The sequence below is a fragment of the Aestuariivirga sp. genome (genome assembly GCF_037139295.1).
In the GTDB taxonomy this organism is placed as follows: domain Bacteria; phylum Pseudomonadota; class Alphaproteobacteria; order Rhizobiales; family Aestuariivirgaceae; genus Aestuariivirga.
Window position 1 is genome coordinate 24,001 of sequence record NZ_JBAXGR010000018.1, and the last position, 18,897, is coordinate 42,897.

The following is an 18,897-nucleotide window of genomic DNA, read 5'->3' on the forward strand; positions in this document are numbered from 1 at the left end:
ACAGGGTGAGCTAGTGGACGGCCGCAAACATGATTTTCTCCTCGGTTGCCTCCACAGGAGATATTTCTTCCACCACCCGCCCCTGACGGCACACGAGGATGCGGTCCGAGAGGTTCATGACCTCGGGGAGATAGCTGGAGATCACTACGACCGCGAGACCCTCGTCAGCCAGTTGGTTGATGAAGCGGTGGATCTCGGCGATGGCGCCGACATCCACGCCTCGCGTCGGCTCATCAAAGATGACGAGCTTCGGGCGTTGCGCGAGGCCCTTGCCGATAACGACCTTCTGCTGATTGCCGCCGGACAGTTCCACGACGCGGGCATTGTCATTGATCGCCTTAACGCCCAGCCGCCTTGACCATTCAGCTGAGATCTCGCGCATCTCGGCGAAAGATATCACACTTGAGCGCGTGAGGTCGGCTGCCAATGGCCCGGAATAGAAATTCTCGGCGATCGACATGGTCTCGAAGAAACCTTCGAGCTTGCGGTCCTCTGTCACGTAGACGATGCCATCGCGCACGGCGTGGACGGGAACGTTGTAGCGCACCGGGCGGCCATCGAACTCGATCTCGCCGCCGCGCAGGAAGTCGCGCTTGTAGATCCCAGATACGATCTTGAATGTCTCGGTGCGCCCCGATCCGACGAGCCCGAAGACGCCAGTGATCTGACCCTCGAAGATCGAGAAGGAGTTGTTGCGCACCATATTGCCCATCGAGACGTCACGCACTGAAAGGATCTGGCGGCCACGCTTGCGGAGGTCTGAGGCTTCGCGCCGCCTGTTGTAGATCTCGCCCGTCAGCGCACGGCCCACCATGGCGCGCACCACCATGTTGCGGTCAAAGTCTGCGGCAGGGCCGGTCTCGATCAACTCGCCGTCGCGCAGGATCGAGATGCGATCGGCATGGGCGAGTGCCTCCTCAAGCGCATGGGTAATGAAGACAATGGATACGCCGGAGGCCTTGAGGCGCTTCATCAGAGCAAAGAAGTGACGCTTCTCCTCGGGCGTCAGCGTCGCTGTTGGTTCATCGAAGATGATGACGTCTGCCTTGTGATGAACGGCGCGGGCGATCTCCACCATCTGGCGTTTGGCAGCACCAAGAGCCGAAACTGACGCCGTGGGATCAACGCTGAAGTTAAGCGACTGTAGGAACTGCTGCGCGGCGATATAAATCCCGCGCAAGCGATTGAGGAACCTCTCCTCGCCCAAATAGATATTCTGTGCCACCGTCATCGAGGGGACGAGGCTCGTCTCCTGGAATACCATGGCAATACCGTTCTGTAGGGCCTCATGAGGGTTGGCAAAGGCCACCTTCTGGCCGTTGTGCAGGATCTCGCCGGAGGTAGCTTCGACGACGCCGGCCATGATCTTTGTAAGCGTGGACTTGCCAGCGCCATTCTCGCCCAGGAGCGCATGCACCTCACCCTTCATCAAGGTGAAGTCAACGTCCTTCACGGCGGGAACGCCGCGATAGGCCTTGGTCATTTTCCGCAGCTCGATGACGGGTTGCATCATGATGCTCCCTCGCCGGCCTGCACGCTGATGATGTGATTGCCACCCTTTGAAGTCGCTAGGATTGCGCCATCCACGGCGAGGGCGGAGGTCACGCCATGGAAGCGGCCGTTGGCACGGCTGTGGTAACTCGTCATCGGCTGCAGCGCATTGTCGAGTGTCGCGACGAGGCCATATGAACGGCTGGGCGACCACGGCTTGTGCACACCCATGCTACGAACACCGCCGTTCTGCAGCGGTTCCAGGAAGCTGTGGGGCGGCGACAGGGTGGGGGCAATCCAGAAGCGGCTGTCAATTTCGCGCATCATGTCGGCCCGATACTGCGGCTCCTGCAGGACGAATTCGACGAGGCGGTTGAGCGGTGCGAAGAGAGCGAGCAAGTAGCCACGCGGTGCAGAGGTGATGCGACCCGGATAGGCTGGAAGCCGGCCCAGCACTTCCGTTGCGTTGCCGCCGGCAAGTGGCACGGCAGACAGGCGGTGACGCCAGCTCTCACTGACGATGAGCCTGTTGTTGGCGGCATCGACGACAACGCCATTCGCATAGGCCAGCCCGCCCGCCAGCTTGCGGCGCTGGCCGCCCTTCACGTCGACCTCCCATACCGAGCCTGATGCATTGCGGTGCATGAGGTCGCTTACCCACTGACTGGGCCGGAAGTGGTCTGATCCGTTCGTGACGTAGAGATTATTCCCTTGGAAAGCGAGGGCGGTAATGCCGTTGAAGCCTTCAACCATCCTGTCCCCTATCTTGAGGCTCCCGTCCTCGAGGCCGACGGCGAGCGTTCCGTCCTCCGCGACGGCAATGGCGGAGACATCCGCCGGGCAGGTTCCAACAACAGCGTGGTCATACCCAAGTTGACGGATCTCGCGATGGCTCGAATAGATTGGCACGCCTCGCAGCACTGCGAGGTTGTCAGGCGCCAGAGCTGCTGCGACAACTTCGCCATCATCGAGCGCGGTGTTGGGCTTCAGCGCGCCGTCCATCGGCGGAATGGTGACGGCCTTGCCGCGGAACAGATCGAGGATGGGGTCGAGGAGGCTCATGACGTTGCTCCCCAGTAGGAATTGGCACCAGTCCAGTCAGGGTCCGCATTCTCGAGCTTCAGACGCCCGATGCGGTTGTTGAGGATGCCCCCGACGTAGAGATAGCCCTTGTGCTCGCGCATTGAGGTAACCATCGGGTGGCTCTGCCCGGTCATGTCGCCCAGCGTCTCGATAATCTCGCCACGCTCGTTGAATTTGACCACACCGCCGGTATTGATGTTGGGGAATAGCCACTCATCCTGCGGCAGGCGGCGCGTCATGCGCTTGCGGAAGCTGGGGCTGCGCAGTGCAAGGTCAAAGCTCGGCGTGCGCATACCGAGCCAGGCCATCCAGTAGGTGCCATCGGAAGCGCGATTGATGTTGTCGGGGTAGCCTGGCATATCCTTGATCACGCATTCCGCCGTGCCGGCCTTCGGGCCCTCAAACCAGTAACGGTGCACGCTGCAGGCCCAGCTCTCGGCGAAGAACAGAGACTTTCCGTCGTGCGCCATGCAGACGCCGTTGGTGTAGCGATAACTCTCGAGCAGCGTCTTTGTCTTGCCAGTCTTGGGATCGAAGACCAGCAGGCGCCCCGTAGCCCGGTTCTCGATCGAGTCGATCACCCAGTCATGGGCGTCGTAGCGGGTGGTCGAGTCCGTGAAGTAGATCTTGCCGTCAGGTGCGATGTCGAGGTCGTTGGGATCGCGCAACCGGGCATCGTCGACGATCGAGGTGTAGGAGCGGTCGGTTTCCGCAGAGAGTTGCTTCACCTCGCCCCGAGGCGAAATCGAGTAGAGACCCATGGCACCGATGCAGGAGATGATGTTGCCATCACGATCGATGGCGAGGCCAAGAGGAAAGCCGCCGGTGTGGGCAAATATCTCCGAACGCCTGTAGTCGGGCGCGAAGAAGCGGACGATTTCGCCGTGGCGCGTGCCGCAGTAGAGATTGTCATCGCGGTCGAGGACCACGTCCTCAGGCCCCTCGAGCTCACCCAGGCCGATGTATTCGGTATTGGCAATTCGGTTGTTCAGCGCGTAGGGGCTTTCCGACCCGGGCTCTGCCGAGAGTGTCTCGCCCATGCGGTGGTAGACAGGGGCGACGTAAACTTCGTTCAATACCTTGTGGCGGTTCTTGAGCCAGCGGATATCCAGGATCACGGCGGCCGCCAGCATGATGCCCAGCACCATCTGGTTGGTGCCGGTGCCATAACCGAGCCGGATGAGGCCGTTGTTCATCACCAGCACGATGATGGCGCCCATCAGCGCTTTGGCTATCGAGCCGCGACCGCCACCCAGCGAGTTGCCACCGACGACCGCCGCTGTGATGGCGAGGATTTCCTGGTTGAGGCCGGTGCCGGGACCCGCACCTGACAGGCGGCAGGCGATGAGAAAGCCGGCCAGGCCGCAGCACAGGCCGGAGACAACGTACGACATGAACACCGACTGGCGCACCCGGATGCCGGAATTGTGCGCCGAGCGGCGCGATCCGCCGACCGCCAGAATGTGCCAGCCGGGTCGCGAGCGGGTGAGTGCTACGTGGAAGATGATGGCAAGAACAGCCGCTGCGCCGACGGGGATCGAGATGCCGTGGATGTCACCATCGCCGATGAAGTCCCAGACATCGGAGGATGCGGTCGACGTCTGTATGACGGAGCCGTAATTGACCACCAGAATGTCGTAGATCGCACGACCGATGACCAGCGTTACCAGTGTCGTCAGGAAGGCACGGAGACGCATGTAGCCGATGAGATAACCATTGGCGGCTCCGAACAGGCCCCCTGTGGCAAGTGCCGCAAGGAAAGCGACGGCCACAGGCTGGTGGAAGATGAAGAAGGCGGCAACAGCGCTGAAGGCCGAGAGCGCGAACATCGAGCCCACCGAGAGGTCGATGCCACCCGCCAGCATGACCACGGTGAGGCCCATGACGACGATCGCAAACTCGCCAAGTTGGCGCGTCGATTCGAGCAGCGAAAATGGATTGAAGAAGCCAGGTATGGCCGTGCCGAACACCGCGATGACGGTGACCAGTGCCAGGAAGGGAATGGCGTTGTCCGCCCAGCGCTTGCTCAGGATCTCGCCGATGACGTGGTCCGGAATATAATTGTAGCGCCAGGCTTGAAGCCGTTCGCGGAAAGTCATGCGTGATCCATGGGGCAGCGGAATGAGGGACGGGCGGCCGTGCCTGGGCCGCCCACAACACTTCGTTACTTCGCTTCGGCGGCGGCCTGAAGGCCCTTCAGGCTCCAGCAGCTGCGCGGGTTGAGGTTATCCTTCGTTACAGTGTTCATCAGCGTGTAGATATAGGGCGAGGCGGTGCCGGGCGGCTGGCCGGACTGCAGCAGGTACTTGATCATCGCCACCATCGCCTCGCTCTCATTGTAGAGCTCGGTCGAGACGACGGCGTCGAAGGTTCCGTTTGCCACGTTGGCGCAGGTGTTCGTTTCTTCACCGCCACCCGTGGTGACGAGGAAGATCTGGTCCTGCTTGCCCGCGTCGCGGATCGCTGCGGCCGCGCCCGTTGCGTCGCCGTCCCAGAAGTCGATGATGCCGCAGATGTCGGGGTTTTGTTGCAGCATGGTGGCGGTCACGTTGCGCGAGGTGGTGGCGTCCCAGTTTGAGTCGGGCTTGGCGACGACCTGGTAGTCCTTGTGCTGTTCCAGTACCTTCATGATGCCGGCATACTGGTAGAGACTGGTGGCATTCACCTCGTCACCCTGCACGAGGCCGATCTTCTTCGACGACTTGTCGCCACAGCCCTTGATGACGGCTTCAGCCTCAAGCATACCAAGCTTTGTCCAATCGCCTCCGACATATGCGTCGGCCTTGAAGTTCGCGGGATTGTCGATGAGGATGACGTAGATACCCTCGGCCTGGGCCTTCTTCAGCAGCTTCGAGTAGGAGTTGAGATCGAAAGCCATCACAATGAGCACGTCCGGCTTGTTCTCCGACGAGATCAGCTCGGTAATGGCCTGGGCGCCGGCTTCCGTCGACCAGTTCGGGTCACGCGTCTCCAAGGTGCCGCCGAAGGCCTCCACTTCACGCTTCAGGATGGCAGCCCAACCCTGCGCCAGGTCGAAGCCCATGGCGAGCGGCACGAGCGCTACGCGCTTGCCCTTCATCGCGGCCTCGTAGGCGGCGGGACCCGGATCGTCGTCGGCAAACGCCTGCGTGACAGGGGCCGTGAAGGCCAGAACCGCCGAAGCAGCAAGCGTGGCAAGCAGTGTATTCAGTTTCATTGTTGCTCTCCTGTTTGTCAGATGTCGCCCTGCTGGGCGGTTTGCTCATCCCGCGGGTTGACAAGGCTGTCGATGACGATGGCGATGAGCAGGATCGTCGCCTTGATGAGGTTCTGGTAGAGATTGGGAATGTCGATGATGGTCATCGCATTCTGCATGATGCCGATGAGAATGGCGCCCACGATGACGTTGCGCATGCCGCCCTTGCCGCCCGAGAGCCCGATGCCACCGATGACCACGACGAGGATGATGTCGTAGAGCAGCGTCGAGTTGACGATGCGGGTGTTCATCGAATGCAGGCTCGAGGCGGTGAGCAGGCCGGCGATCAGTGCGATGAAGGCTGAAATGACATAGCGCAGCAGGTTCATTGGACGCACCGGGATGCCCATGTTGCGTGCTGCCAGCAGGTTGTCACCCATGTAGTAGACATAACGTCCCCACTTGGTGAAGCGCAGGAAGAGATAAGCCAGAAAGCAGGCACCACCGAAGATGAAGACCTCGGGCGGAATGCCCAAGGGGTGGAGGCCGCTCAGCTGCTCAAGCCAGTTGCCTGGAGGTACCGGAACGGCATCCTGCGTGATGAGGCGCGAACGCACGAAGCCGAAGACGAAGGAGCCCGTCGCGAGGGTGGCAAAGATTGCAGGCACATCCGCGTAGGCGACAAGGAAGCCGTTGACGAGGCCGATGGCGAGCACGCCGGCGCCGGTTGCTCCCAAGGCTTGCCACTCGCTCCATCCGTCGTTCAGCAACTGCAAGTACCAGGCGGCCGACATCGCCATGATGGCGACTGCCGAGAGGTCGATGCCGCGGCCAATGATGACGATGGCCATGCCGACGGCGAGAAGGCCCAGCACCGATACGGAGTGGACGATGGAAATCAGGTTGCCGATGTCGCGAAAGCCCGGCAGGAAGATCGCCGCCACGGCGAACAGCGCTACCGCCAGCGCAAGCACGATGCGTTCCTGGCTCCAAAGACCGTGGGTACTTCCACCCGCCATTGTTCACTCACTCCCGACAGGCAAGACAGCGCCCATCATTCGAAATCAAATGCCTCGTCCACCGGCACCTGCAGCGCGTTGAGCAACTGGTTGGTGCGGCCCGCCGTTGAGACAACACGCAGAAGGTCGGCATACATGTCCTCCGTCATCCCCTTGGCGCGTGCCGCTGCCGTGTGTGAGTGCACGCAGTAGCGGCAGGAATTGGTGATCGACACCGCGATGTAGACGAGTTCCTTCGTGACTGGATCGAGTGCAGAAGGCACGGCCATCACCGACTTGACGCCGAACCACGTCTCCTCGAGGAGTTGCGGGTCGAAGGCGAGGTAGAGCCAGAAGTTGTTGATGAAGTCAGACTTCCGCGTGGTGCGGATGTCGTCGAACACAGCCTTGACGCGCGGGTCCTTCTCGGCATCCTCGATCAGTTTCACGGTCGACATTCGTTGGTCCTTCCGTCCTCAGAGGCGGTGGCCCGTGGCGGCCCACTTCCAATAGATATCCCGCGCCCTGTCGGACAGGACGTGGCTGTGATAGGCAACATCATCAAACCGCGAGACGCGTGTCACCTTAGAAATATTGCCGGCCATGAAGACTTCGTCGGCCTGGCGGAAGTCCTGCAGCGACAGCGTGCATTCCTGAAGCTCGACGCCATCTGCCCGCAGCAGTTTGATGACGCGCTGACGGGTGATGCCGTTAAGGAAGGTACCGTTGGGTACGGGCGTCTTCACCACGCCGTCCTTCACCATGAACACGTTCGCCGTTGCCGTTTCTGCCACGTTGCCGAGCGGGTCTAGCGCCAAGACGTTGTTGAAGCCCTTGGAGAAGGCCTCGCGCAGCATGCGGGCGTTGTTGGGATAGAGGCAGGCTGCCTTGGCGTTGACGAGGGCGGAGGTAATCGTTGGGCGGGTGAATTGCGTCGTCGTCACCGTCACCGCCGCCGTTGGAGCGGCCATCGGCAGTTCCTCGAGGCAGAGACAGAAGACCGTCGAGTCGGGGTTGGGCGCCACGACGCCGGGGCCGTTCCCGGTCGACCAGGCCATGGGGCGGATGTATACGGGCCGGTCCTTGCCCAGGAGGCGCATGCCCTCCGCCGTGAGCGCCGTCATCTCATCAACTGAAAAGACCGGGCTGAGACCCATGGCGACAGCGGAGTTGTTGAGGCGGGCGAGATGAAGGTCGAGGTCCGGCATCAGCCCCTCGAATGCGCGCGCGCCATCAAAGACGAGGGTGCCGAGCCACGTGCCGTGGTCGGCGGCCTTCATCACGGGTATGTCGCCCTGCTGCCAGCGGCCGTCCCACCAGGTCCAGATATTCGTGCCAACTGCCAAGAGTGCCTCCTCGGGAGATCAGGGAATGAGTACGGTTGAACCGGTGGTGCGGCGGCCTTCAAGGTCGGCGTGCACCTTCGCGGCGGTGGTCAGTGGCGCGCTGTGGGTTTGCACCCGGATACGGCCATCCATGATGAGGCCAAAGAGCTCAGCCGTTCCCCGCTCGAGCCACTGGCGGTTGCTGGTGAAGTGGAAGAGCACCGGCCGCGTGATGTGAAAGGAGCCGGCGGCAAGATCCGAAATTTTGAAGTCCGTCACGGCGCCCGAGGATTGCCCGAAATTGACCAGCGTGCCGTGGAGCTTGAGGCACTTCAGCGACTTGAGCAGCGTATCCTTGCCGACCGAGTCGTAGACGACATGAAAGCCCTCCGGAACCATCTGCCTTGTGGCTTCGAGGAAGTCTTCCTGGCGGTAGTCGATGACGTCTGCAAAGCCATGTGATTTCGCGAGGGCGCATTTCTCGGGACCGCCGGCCGTGCCGACTGACTCGACGCCGATGGCGTTCATCCACTGCCCGGCGATCAGGCCCACGCCCCCGGCTGCGGCGTGGAACAATACCCTCTGCCCCGGTTGCAGCGAGAAGCTGTCCTTCAGGAGGTAGCGGGTGGTGAGGCCCTTCAGCATGACCGAGGCTGCGGTCTCAAAGGAAATGCCGTCCGGCAGCCTCACGACATGCGCGGCCGCGATGTTGCGGGCGCTGGCGTAGGCGTTGTTGGGGAGCGTGTAGGCGACGCGATCACCCTCTTTCAACCCCGTGACGCCGGCACCCACCGCACTGACGACCCCAGAGGCCTCGGCACCTGGTATCAGCTGTTGCGGATCCGGCCACGGGTAGAGGCCGGAGCGGAAGTAGCAGTCGATGAAATTCACTCCGATCGCGCGGTGCGCAATCTGCACCTCGCCCGGGCCGGGTTCCGGGAGGCTCAGGTCCGTGCGCTGCAGAACCTCCGGACCGCCCGCCTTTGTCGCCGCCATCGCGTAGGGCAGGTCTGTCATTGCCGTCTCCACCGAGCTACTCACTCACAGTGAGGACGGTGTCATAGGTCATGGATCGTTGGGCGTCGAGCCAAGCTCTGCAAATCTTGCATGAGTGCGGCTGGCAGCCCTGCATTCTCAGAACATCGAGTTCCCTTCCCTGTTCTAAGCTCCGCAAGTCGTGCCTGTCTCAGGGCCCGCGAATGGTGCCCAAGTAATTGCCGTTGATTTCCGCGAGAACTTGCCAGAAATCTGCTCTATATGCCTCAACACCAGCGCCGGAAGCATTGCCCGGCGCCGTGAAGGAGATTGGATTGGAACACATTTCCACGCAGGCCCTGCGCCACAACATGCAGCGGAAGGATGTCGTCAACCGCCACCCCGATGCTCGCAGCCTCGCAGGCCCCAATCCGTGGACTGCACTTGCCATCCCCGTCCTGCTCGCCCTCCATTGGGGCATGGCCTACCTGGTCGGGCTGAGCAACTTGCTCTGGTGCTTTCTGGGCGCATTCTTCTTTGGCCAGTTCATCATCCACTCCGCGGGAGCGCTCCTGCATGAGACGGCGCATCGGCTTGTCTTCCACCGGTCGGGCCCCAAGCTCGCATTTGACCTGGGCTTGGAACTCATCCTCGCCTCGTTCGGCAAGCAACTCACCTATCAGTATGAGCACGTCACCAGCCATCACCCATTCCTCGGCAACTACGAGCGTGACTACGAGCACGAGGACATCTGCAGCTTCAACGCGCGCCGCAAGATCAAGGCGTCCAATCCCACGACGCAGCACCTCCTGACGCTGCTGACGCTGGTGCTTCACCTCTTGCCGTTCGGCTTCATCTTCTCGGACAAGATCCTCATCCCGCTCTACGAGAAGGCCTCGGGCCTCACGGTGAAGGACAAGAGCCGCCACATCGGCGCGCGAAAGGTACCGCGCAATCTCACGCTCCTCTTCGTGGCCGTGTCGCTTGCCGTGAACGTCTTCCTGTTCCTCGCATTCGGGTTCCTGGGCTGGCTCTATCACAACTGGTCGCTCTCCCTGTTCCTCGGGAAGATGGGCGTCTCGAACCTCGGCCAGTCCTTGAGCGAGCACGAGGGCATGAATGACGTCGACCCGACCTTCTCGGACTACCGGTTCCAGAACCTCTTCCTGTTCAATACCGGCTACCACCACGAGCACCACACCTTCCCGAATGTGCCCTGGAACAGGTTGCCGACGCTGCGGAAGCTTGCGCCAGACGTCTTCTGCCGGGAAAATCCGAGAAGCTATGTCAAGTTATGGCTGGACCACGTCTACGGAGACTTCACGCCATCGAGGCGGAACGTCCTGATGGCGCAGGACCTTACGGCGCGGTGCCCCAAGAGCTAGAGAGGCCCGCCGGGTATCTGTCACTCAGGTATCCAGTCATCTCGCCCGCGTTGTCGTCTGCGATAAGCCGGCCGCTGACGCGGAGCCCTCGGTGGAGCGGAATTTCCCGGGGGACCGGCAATTTGCCAACCTGCACCTTATGATTGTAATAATATCTTTTTCAATACAGACGCGGTGTTGGCGCAACGGAGCCCGCGCTCACTGCAGGCGGCAGCGAAATCTGCGGGCGGAACCGCGCGCGTACCCACCACCTGAAGTTCGCACAGCCGATCCCACTCGGGCGCAAGGTCTCGGATGAGTTCACCGTGACGTTTGCTCAACGCATCACCGGGAACCCCAGCAGCACGGGGACGGGCGTGTGGTCGGCGGCGCAGGGTATCGATGCGCTTAAGGTGGCCGCACAGATTTGGTCGGACAATCGCAGTAGCGTACAGGATAAAGTCAATCGCCCGGCGCATCAGGCGGGATGAAGATGATGGCCGGCTTATCGCTTAAGTCGTGGCACGAATGCGAGTTCAATCCTCAAAATCCAGCACGACTGCCGGCTCCTCCAAGATTGCGCTTGCGACGTTCAACACAGTGGACCCCAGATACACACTGTTGATCTGCTCCAGTTTTTGCAGATCGCTTCTGACATTATCGGCAACCTACGCAATTGCGGCTCTCGGGAAATGGCTAGAGGCGACCTGTGTTGCCAATTGCATGCCCAGACATACCGCCATATGAACTATCGATTGGCGGAGGGTAGCCACATGCGTTTGCGGATAATCGTCAGCTTGACAGTTGCGCTCCTGTTCCTCTCCGCGCCAAACGCCCTGCCAGTCTCGGCCAGCTCCGTCACTATCAACATCAATGTCGGCAGTTCCATCAGCAACGGACGCGGCATTTCCTGCCGTGATGGTGAACGTCTATTGAGGAACCGCGGGTTCCGCGATGTCCGCCGCATCGATTGCAGGGGAAGATATTTCGTGTACCGCGGCTGGCGGAGCGGAAGCCGCTTCGAAGTTGTCCTGAGATCAAGAGATGGACGCGTCATTAGCCGGCGCAGGATTTCTCGCTAAGCGAAGTTGTGCTGCGAGTCCTCCAAGAAGGTACAGCTGGTTGAGGTTTTCGGAGGTCTCATTGTTTTTAGATCAAGGGTTGTCGTGAAAGCGTTGTCTGCGGCCAAGTTCTTGGTGTCGCCTATCTTAGCACTCTGCATGGCAGTGGCGAACTCTCCGGCGGGTGCGGGGGTTGAGTCCGCCTATGTGGTGCTCGGTGAGGGGGGCATTGGAACGGCGCGCGTGATTACGACGGACGCCCAGTGCCCCGCGATCACGGTTGACGGAAAGAGCTCGAGCATGAGCCTCCGTGCGGAAGCCTCCGGCGCCGACTTCCCCGTGACCGTGTGTGAGGCGGTCTTGCCACCGGCGGCTAGGAATGCCGCCGTCGAGGGTAGACGCCTTCCCCTCCAGCCGACCAGTCCACTCACCCGAATGGTGGTCCTTGGAGACAGCGGCTGTCGGATGAAGAAGGATTACCCACTTCAGTCCTGCAATGACAGTGTGGCCTGGCCCTTCGCGGCCGTCGCGCGCGCCGCCGCCGCCTCATCGCCGCAGGTCGTCATCCACGTCGGAGACTACCTGTACCGGGAGATGCCATGCCCTGACGGAGTTGCAGGATGTCAGGGGAGCCCATCTGGCGACAATTGGCGCACGTGGCGTGCGGACTTCTTCGATCCAGCGGCGCCTCTGCTGGCGGCGGCGCCCTGGGTCGTCGTCCGCGGCGATCACGAGTTATGCAGCCGGGCAGGTGGCGGCTACTTCCGCTTTCTCGACCCGCGCCCGCTTTCCCCAGCCTGTTCCGCCTCGACCCGTCCCTACTGGATATCGCTCGGCGCACTGAGGCTCTTCATGCTGGACAGCAGCGAAGGAGCCGCAGAGTCCGCCGATCGTGTCGCGGACTACCATGCGCAGCTGGAGACACTTTCCGCAGCCTCGGCGAGGGGAGCCTGGATTGTGACGCACATGCCGATCTGGGGGATCAGGGGCAATCTCGACGGGAAGACGCTCAAGCTCCTGACGCAGTCCCTTCAGGATGCGGCGGCGGGCGTTGACCTCCGGCAGGTCGTGCAAGTCGTCTCGGGCCACATCCACGCCTTCGAAGCGCTGGCGATTGCTCACGACGGCCCCAGCCAACTGGTCGTGGGGACCGGGGGGACGTCACTGGACCCGCAGATCTCCCAGCCACTGGCTGGCATGACAACGGGCTCTGCACTGTTGGAGGATGGCGTCAGCCAGTCGCAGTTTGGTTTCGTGATGCTGGAGCAGATCGGCGCGACTGGCGTCTGGGTGTCTCGGTTCCGCGGCATTGCCGGAGAGGCAGAACTTGCATGTGAAGGGGTGGGCGTGCGTGGAGCACTAACCTGTCGCTAAAGGGCAGTGGGCAGGGCCCGTCAAACTTGCTACCAAGCGCACAACTGGGTCATATTTCCCCGAAATGAGTAGGTGGCGAGTGAGGTAAATCGCCCATTCTCGATCACCAGACGGCGATCTCGAAGAGCAGTCGGAACAACACACTCCCATGCGAACGACGGTGGCGATTGTCGGAGGAGGCCTTTCGGGCCTCTACGCAGCAAGACTTCTGCAAGACGCGGAAGTCGATTTCGAGCTGTTTGAGGCCCGCCAGCGTTTTGGGGGACGCATCCTGTCCGTCGGCGCAACAGGCGAACCATCGACTGGTGACTTTGACCTTGGACCTTCCTGGTTCTGGCCCGGCATGCACCCCCGGATGGCCCGGGTAGTAGACGGGCTTGGGCTCGACAGCTTTCCTCAATACTCCATTGGCGACGTTCTGGTGGAGCGGTCGAGGCTTGGAGAGCCGCAGCGCTTTCCAACAATTCGTCAGGAGCCGCAGTCGATGCGCCTCAAGGGTGGTACATCGGCCATCGTCGCCGCCCTCGTAAATGGGTGTCCGCCAGAGCGTTTGCACCTAGGCGCCAGTGTTACCCGCCTCGCCCTTCGGGACGACGGCGTCGTCCTCTATTTGAAGACCGATGAAGGAGATCATGAGGGTTTCGCGCGCTACGTCATTCTTGCCGCGCCGCCTCGGCTTCTTGCATCTGCAATCACCTTTGATCCCATACTCGAGCCGGGCACGCGAGAGCGCTGGCAGCGGGCTGCGACCTGGATGGCGCCGCACGCCAAGTTCTTCGCCTTGTATGATGAACCCTTCTGGCGTGAGGCCGGCCTCTCCGGGATGGCGCAAAGTGGCGTGGGCCCGCTTGTCGAGATCCACGACGCCACCACCTCGTCGGGGGAAGCCGCGCTGTTCGGATTTGTCGGCATCGGGCGGGAGCAGCGGATGGCCCTTGGCGAGGACGCGCTTGTACGCGCATCTCTGGCACAACTTGTGCGCCTCTTTGGGCGCAACGCAGGACTACCGCGGGCGACCCTGTTCAAGGATTGGGCGGCAGATGCGCTGACGGCGACCTCGGCAGACATGGTGGCGGAGAGCCACCCGGTTCCGGATGGCAGACCGTGGATTAGCGGCGCGTGGACAGAGAGAGTGTCGCTGGCCGGCAGTGAAACCAGTTCCACTGATCCAGGCTATCTGGCCGGCGCACTCGACGCTGCTGAGCGCGCGGTTCGCGAGACCTGTGTCAGGATCGCCGGAGTTGATCAGTCGCTATAATCTTGCGCCCATGAGAATGGGAGTTGCTGCATCATGCGGAATAAGGACGACAACCTCTGCGCTATTGATACTCCGCCATGAATTGCAAGGTGGCGAACATGCGAACAGTCTCATTGTAGATCCAGCCGGGTGGTGCGCCACCTTCTGCTGTTCTGTGGCTTCTCGCGACGGCTATCTTGAGAAGGTTACGTTACGTGCCAGCCAGCAGCCCACGGTGATGTCCGATACCTTGCCGTCCGGTGTGCGCGCGATGCGGATCGTCCAGTCGCCGGGGGCGGGCGCATCAAGCGAGCGGTGGCAGGCCATGCGCCAGACATCTGGTCCTGCCGGCATGAGGGGCATCATGGGGCCGGCCCCGAGGAAGCCGCTAAAGCCGGCGAACCAGCTTCCGCCGGCAATGACGATCTCTAACTCGGATTCGAGCTCCTGCGAACGGTAGCGGCCGGCAATGTCGTCAGGTGCGCCCAGCTCCACACGCTCCGCAAGCGAGTCGATCGCATCTCCTGGACGCATGATGCGCAGACGGGGACCAACGAGGCTGAGCGTCATGTCAGTGCCCCGCGCCACACCGTCGGTGTCGACGCCCAGCACCTCCGCACCACCGGCATAACTCGCCGATAGAGTCGCGTTGGAATTGACCTCGACGCTCAGCACGAGGCCGATCTCGTCGAGCCAGGTGCCGGCGAAGGCCTGGGCCGCGGCTGCGTCTGCGGTAGCCGGTGGATCGCTCTCGCCCAGTGCGGCGGACAGGACCTCCATGACGGCGCCGCGCGCGTTGCTCTCGTGATTGAAGGCAAGGCATATCGACAGGCGTTCGGAAGGCACCCAGAGGCGTTGCACCCGCCAGCCACGGATGGCGCCGCCGTGACCCGTCATGGCACGGCCCCACCGTTTGCGGTGTGACAGACCCAAGCCATATTCGGCGGGTGCGCCATTGCGAAAGCTCGGGGGGCGCGACAGGCGGGCGTAGAGGCTGCTGGGATCGTCGCGGGTGCTGTCGATGTAGCGTTCCCACGCGATCATGTCGTCGATTGAGGCGCACAGGCCGGCATCCCCCGACCAATGAATCTTGTTGATGCCCGCACGCCATCCGGTGCCCAGCGTGCCTTCATACCCGATTGCACCGCCCGGCGTTGCCGAGGTTTCCGGCGCGAAGACCGCCGTCTCCATCCCCGCCGGTCGCACTACATGCTCCATCAGCAAGTCGCCGAAGTCGCGTCCCGTCGCCTGTTCGATGGCCAGCGACAGGATGCGGAAGTTGCCGTTGGAATAGGAGTAGGCGGTGCCGGGCTTGAAATGCAGGCTGCGCGTCAGGCCGATCAGCCTTGTGGCATCGGCCGGACGGAACTCACCCTCCGGCAGCGCCCCGCACAGGACGGTCAGGGCCCAGTAGTCACGCAGACCCGACTGGTTGTTGGCGAGATCGAGGGTCGAAGGTTTCTCGCCCTCAAGGCGCGGCAGCCATGCTGCCGTGAGCGGATCGAGCGCCGCGACGTCTGGCGTGACGGAGAGCATCGTTGCGCAGGTGAACTGCTTGGTGATGGAGCAGATGGGCGCAAGGGTATGCGGCGTGAAGGGCTCGCGGGCCTCGAGGTTGGCGAAGCCCCAGCCGTGGCGGACGATGGGCACGCCATCCTTGACCACGGCAACGGCACCGCCGGGTCCCGGATAGGTGTCGGGGAGGCTGTGGATGGCGCGGTCGAGGGCGGCAGTGTTCACGGAGATCATCGAGGCTCCTGAAGTGACAACGGGTAGCCGTCCGCACAGAGTTTGGCGGACGGGAAGCAAGTATCAGATAGGCACTTCTCATGCCAAGGGCACCATGCGGAAGAAAGGTTTAAACTCGTCCACTATTGAAATATCGATGTAATGCATCTCGAAGTGACATTAGAGAGGCCCTGGTCGAGCCAGAGCCTAGCTTCGTCGCGATGAGGAGGCATCCCTCGGCCGGGGAGAAAATCCGGATCCTGCTGGAGGGGCTTCGCAGCGAGTGCGAAGCAATTTTTTCGTTGGTGGCCTAAAGCAGCAGGACCCTACCAATCAGGGGCGCGCCAGACTTCCTTTCCCTTGAACAGCGTTGTGAGCACACGGGTTTTCGATATGTCATGTGCCGGGCAGCTGAAGATATCCCGGTCGAGTATGATGAGATCGGCAGAATAGCCCACGCGAAGCATGCCGGTATACTGTTCGCGCCAGCAGGCTCGTGCGGCGTTCACGGTATAGCCTTGCACGCATTCCTCGATCGTCAGTGACTGGTCGATGAAGAATGGCTCAAGCGGGCTGTTGTCCAGCCGCTTCTGCCGGGTGATCGCGGTTTCGATGATTTCGAACGGGTTGAGCGTGCTGACGGCCCAGTCCGACGACAGGCACCAGTCGGCGCCTGCATCCAGCATCTTGCGAAAGGCATAGACGTCGGGCCAGCGGTCCTTGCCGATCATCGAGAGGGAGGGGCCGGTATAGGGCGGCTCGAACCTCGCCCAGAGGGACTGGATGTTCGCCGTGGCCAGGCCCTGCAGGCGGCTGAAATCGGCCGGATCCACAAGTTGCAGGTGGGCAAGCTGGTGCTGAGCGGGCCAGGGGCCATTGGCGGCTCGCGCGGCTTCCAGTCCTTCGATTGCGCGGCGGACGGCGGCGTCGCCGATGACGTGTACATGAATGGCGAAGCGCGCAGCATCAAGCGCGGTCATCAGGGCCTTGGTCTGTTCGAGGCTGAACATGCAGGGCGCATTAGCGCCCTTGGCGTCGGCATAAGGTGTCAGGTTGGCGGCGGTGCGGTTCTCATACACCCCATCAAGAAAGAACTTGGCCGAATGCACGTGAAAATCGGGCCCCGGATAGGCTGCACGCAAGGCGGTGAGGCGTGCCACCGCCGTTTCCGGGGTGTCTGCCTCGGTTACCAGTGCCGTGCCCGCAACCCGAAGGGTCAGCGCGCCGGCTGCTGCAGCACGCCCATAGGTCGTCACCTCGGGCTTTCTGACACAGGCGTCCAGAACCCCGGTGATGCCGTGCCGATTTGCGTGCGCCTGCCCCGCAAGAAGGCCCGCCATCCAGTCATCTTCGGTCAGTTCGGGCAGGCGGGCGGCAACGACCGGAATGACTTCTTCATGCAGCATGCCCGTGGCGCGACCTTTGGCATCGCGCAGGATATGGCCGTTCGGGGGGTCGGCCATGCCCTGCACACCCGCCATGTCGACCGCGCGGCTGTTCAGGCAGGCATTGTGGAAGGAGCTGTCATAGATGAGCACAGGCCGGTCACTGACTGCGCGATCGAGAAGTGCAGCTGTCAGATTGTGGTCACCAAAAATTCCTGGTTGCCACCCTGAACCAAACACGATCGGCAGATCAGGCTTGGACGCTGCGTGGGCGCGCAAGGCGGCGACCAGTTCATCCTCGCTGCTGACATCATAAAGATAGGCCGCCGTGGCAATGTCGATCCCGCCGGAGAGAAGGTGGATATGGGCGTCCTGAAACCCTGGCAGAATCAGCCGCCCGCCTGCGTCGACACGGTTGGCGGCATCTGGCGGACTTCCAAGCCCGAGTGCCGCAACCCGTCCATCCCTGACCAGCAGCCATTCGGCAGAGGGGTTCGTTGGATTCATCGTCCGAATTCGGGCGTTATGCACAAGGGTCTCAGTCAATCTTCTCGTCCTCCATGCCTGCTTCGTCATCGGGTGGGTTGGAGCTTCACACGGAAAAGTCAATGCGCGAGCAGTCGACCTTGGTCTGGCTTCCAGCTGATCCAGACCTTTCCATTCATGTGCGTCTGCGCCGGGGCGTCTGAATTTTGCTGAAGCACCGCAATGGGTGTGGCGACACCCTTCACTTTCACCAGATATCGACGGCGGTCACCAAGGTATGTGTCTGCAACAACCTCTCCTTGAAGTCCGTTCTGTTGCGGCGATGGCTCTCTGCTTGACAGGACAAGTTTTTCCGGCCGAACGGCGAGAAAGACCCTGCTTCCATTCGCAATGCGCGAACTGGAGTGTGCCCGAACATGCCCTGCTTCGCCTGCATCGACAGTCACCACGTCATGGGCAGTCGATATGACGGTGCCCTGGAACAGGTTCATGTTGCCAATGAACTCGGCCACCTCACGGCAATTTGGATTTTCGTAGAGGTCTTCTGACCGGGCAATCTGCAACACCTTGCCCGCTGACATGACGGCAATTCGATCCGAGAGCGTCAGGGCCTCTTCCTGATCATGCGTCACGAAGACAAAGGTGATGCCGACATTGCGTTGCAGTTGCCTGAGTTCAACCTGCATTTCTACCCGCAACTTCTTGTCAAGAGCCCCCAAGGGCTCATCCAGCAAGAGAACCTTGGGGCGGCAGACGAGCGCTCGCGCCAGTGCCACGCGCTGGCGCTGGCCGCCGGAAAGCTGGTGAGCGGCGCGCGCGCCGTAACCCCCAAGCTTCACGAGTTCGAGTGCAGCGGCAGTGCGTGAGCGCGATTCGTCCCTCGACAGTTTCTGGTTGCGGAGACCATATCCAACGTTTTCCTCCACGTTGAGATGGGGGAAAATGGCGTAGCTCTGAAACACCATGTTCGTGGGGCGGTGGTTGGCGGGTATGCCGGCAACAGACTTGCCATCAATGAAGATCTCGCCTTCGGTCGGTTGTTCGAACCCTGCGAGCATTCTCAGCAATGTTGTCTTGCCACAGCCGGACGGGCCGAGAAGTGAAAAGAAGTCACCGCGGAGAATGTCGAGTGAAACATGATCTACGGCATGAACGGAACCAAAGAGTTTCGACACATTCTTGAACTGAATGATGGCATCGGCGATGGGTTTCACG

The 18,897-nt window shown here is 61.7% G+C and carries 14 protein-coding genes; 3 read left to right on the forward strand and 11 right to left on the reverse strand.

Going from position 1 to position 18,897, the window contains the following annotated elements; all coding sequences use genetic code 11:
• Window positions 1-10 precede the first annotated feature (10 nt).
• The 8 genes from WCJ41_RS07365 to WCJ41_RS07400 form a co-directional block, all read right to left on the reverse strand.
• Window positions 11-1,510 (reverse strand): sugar ABC transporter ATP-binding protein, encoded by a 1,500-nt coding sequence (locus tag WCJ41_RS07365; protein WP_336905218.1) that lies wholly within the window; start codon window positions 1,508-1,510, stop codon window positions 11-13.
• Window positions 1,510-2,553 (reverse strand): hypothetical protein, encoded by a 1,044-nt coding sequence (locus tag WCJ41_RS07370; RefSeq protein WP_336905198.1) that lies wholly within the window; start codon window positions 2,551-2,553, stop codon window positions 1,510-1,512. The genes WCJ41_RS07365 and WCJ41_RS07370 overlap by 1 nt, the downstream gene beginning before the upstream one ends.
• Entirely contained in the window at window positions 2,550-4,673 is a 2,124-nt protein-coding gene (locus WCJ41_RS07375; RefSeq protein ID WP_336905199.1) for an SMP-30/gluconolactonase/LRE family protein, read from the reverse strand. Before WCJ41_RS07375 ends, WCJ41_RS07370 begins: the two co-directional genes overlap by 4 nt.
• A 65-nt stretch (window positions 4,674-4,738) precedes the next feature.
• Window positions 4,739-5,770 (reverse strand): sugar ABC transporter substrate-binding protein, encoded by a 1,032-nt coding sequence (locus WCJ41_RS07380; protein WP_336905200.1) that lies wholly within the window; start codon window positions 5,768-5,770, stop codon window positions 4,739-4,741.
• Between the two features lie 17 nt (window positions 5,771-5,787).
• Complete coding sequence (locus WCJ41_RS07385; RefSeq protein WP_336905201.1) at window positions 5,788-6,768, reverse strand: ABC transporter permease; 981 nt, start codon at window positions 6,766-6,768, stop codon at window positions 5,788-5,790.
• Window positions 6,769-6,803: 35 nt separating this feature from the next.
• Window positions 6,804-7,205, reverse strand: a complete 402-nt coding sequence (locus tag WCJ41_RS07390; protein WP_336905202.1) for a carboxymuconolactone decarboxylase family protein — start codon at window positions 7,203-7,205, stop codon at window positions 6,804-6,806.
• Window positions 7,206-7,223: 18 nt separating this feature from the next.
• On the reverse strand, window positions 7,224-8,075 hold the full coding sequence (locus tag WCJ41_RS07395) for a branched-chain amino acid aminotransferase (protein ID WP_336905219.1): 852 nt from the start codon (window positions 8,073-8,075) through the stop codon (window positions 7,224-7,226).
• A 36-nt stretch (window positions 8,076-8,111) separates the two neighbouring features.
• Window positions 8,112-9,089: a quinone oxidoreductase gene (locus tag WCJ41_RS07400; RefSeq protein WP_336905203.1), complete on the reverse strand. Its 978-nt coding sequence runs from the start codon at window positions 9,087-9,089 to the stop codon at window positions 8,112-8,114.
• Window positions 9,090-9,382: 293 nt separating this feature from the next.
• Here WCJ41_RS07400 and WCJ41_RS07405 point away from each other — a divergent pair, with 293 nt between their 5' ends.
• From WCJ41_RS07405 to WCJ41_RS07415, 3 genes are all read left to right on the forward strand, one after another.
• Window positions 9,383-10,432, forward strand: coding sequence for a fatty acid desaturase (locus tag WCJ41_RS07405; RefSeq protein ID WP_336905204.1), 1,050 nt, complete (start codon window positions 9,383-9,385; stop codon window positions 10,430-10,432).
• Between the two features lie 1,505 nt (window positions 10,433-11,937).
• Window positions 11,938-12,846, forward strand: a complete 909-nt coding sequence (locus tag WCJ41_RS07410) for a metallophosphoesterase (RefSeq protein ID WP_336905205.1) — start codon at window positions 11,938-11,940, stop codon at window positions 12,844-12,846.
• Between the two features lie 148 nt (window positions 12,847-12,994).
• Window positions 12,995-14,104, forward strand: a complete 1,110-nt coding sequence (locus tag WCJ41_RS07415; RefSeq protein WP_336905206.1) for an FAD-dependent oxidoreductase — start codon at window positions 12,995-12,997, stop codon at window positions 14,102-14,104.
• Between the two features lie 171 nt (window positions 14,105-14,275).
• Here WCJ41_RS07415 and WCJ41_RS07420 read toward each other — a convergent pair whose 3' ends face one another.
• The 3 genes from WCJ41_RS07420 to WCJ41_RS07430 all read right to left on the reverse strand — a co-directional run bounded on the left by WCJ41_RS07420 (window position 14,276) and on the right by WCJ41_RS07430 (window position 18,896).
• On the reverse strand, window positions 14,276-15,832 hold the full coding sequence (locus WCJ41_RS07420) for a D-aminopeptidase (RefSeq protein ID WP_336905207.1): 1,557 nt from the start codon (window positions 15,830-15,832) through the stop codon (window positions 14,276-14,278).
• A 305-nt stretch (window positions 15,833-16,137) separates the two neighbouring features.
• The gene (locus WCJ41_RS07425) at window positions 16,138-17,703 is read right to left on the reverse strand and encodes an amidohydrolase (protein WP_336905208.1); all 1,566 of its coding nucleotides are present in this window, start codon (window positions 17,701-17,703) and stop codon (window positions 16,138-16,140) included.
• Between the two features lie 98 nt (window positions 17,704-17,801).
• Window positions 17,802-18,896 carry an ABC transporter ATP-binding protein gene (locus WCJ41_RS07430; RefSeq protein ID WP_336905209.1) on the reverse strand — a complete coding sequence of 365 codons (1,095 nt, stop codon included), beginning with the start codon at window positions 18,894-18,896 and terminating at the stop codon, window positions 17,802-17,804.
• Between the last annotated feature and the right edge of the window lies 1 nt (window position 18,897).

What these genes read in the sequence shown, in the direction of transcription:
- WCJ41_RS07390 (WP_336905202.1), bottom strand. Translation starts at nt 7,205, where the DNA reads ATGTCGACCGTGAAACTGATCGAGGATGCCGAGAAGGACCCGCGCGTC.
- WCJ41_RS07420 (WP_336905207.1), bottom strand. Translation starts at nt 15,832, where the DNA reads ATGATCTCCGTGAACACTGCCGCCCTCGACCGCGCCATCCACAGCCTC.
- WCJ41_RS07425 (WP_336905208.1), bottom strand. Translation starts at nt 17,703, where the DNA reads ATGAATCCAACGAACCCCTCTGCCGAATGGCTGCTGGTCAGGGATGGA.
- WCJ41_RS07370 (WP_336905198.1), bottom strand. Translation starts at nt 2,553, where the DNA reads ATGAGCCTCCTCGACCCCATCCTCGATCTGTTCCGCGGCAAGGCCGTC.
- WCJ41_RS07400 (WP_336905203.1), bottom strand. Translation starts at nt 9,089, where the DNA reads ATGACAGACCTGCCCTACGCGATGGCGGCGACAAAGGCGGGCGGTCCG.
- WCJ41_RS07415 (WP_336905206.1), top strand. Translation starts at nt 12,995, where the DNA reads ATGCGAACGACGGTGGCGATTGTCGGAGGAGGCCTTTCGGGCCTCTAC.
- WCJ41_RS07385 (WP_336905201.1), bottom strand. Translation starts at nt 6,768, where the DNA reads ATGGCGGGTGGAAGTACCCACGGTCTTTGGAGCCAGGAACGCATCGTG.
- WCJ41_RS07365 (WP_336905218.1), bottom strand. Translation starts at nt 1,510, where the DNA reads ATGCAACCCGTCATCGAGCTGCGGAAAATGACCAAGGCCTATCGCGGC.
- WCJ41_RS07375 (WP_336905199.1), bottom strand. Translation starts at nt 4,673, where the DNA reads ATGACTTTCCGCGAACGGCTTCAAGCCTGGCGCTACAATTATATTCCG.
- WCJ41_RS07380 (WP_336905200.1), bottom strand. Translation starts at nt 5,770, where the DNA reads ATGAAACTGAATACACTGCTTGCCACGCTTGCTGCTTCGGCGGTTCTG.
- WCJ41_RS07410 (WP_336905205.1), top strand. Translation starts at nt 11,938, where the DNA reads ATGAAGAAGGATTACCCACTTCAGTCCTGCAATGACAGTGTGGCCTGG.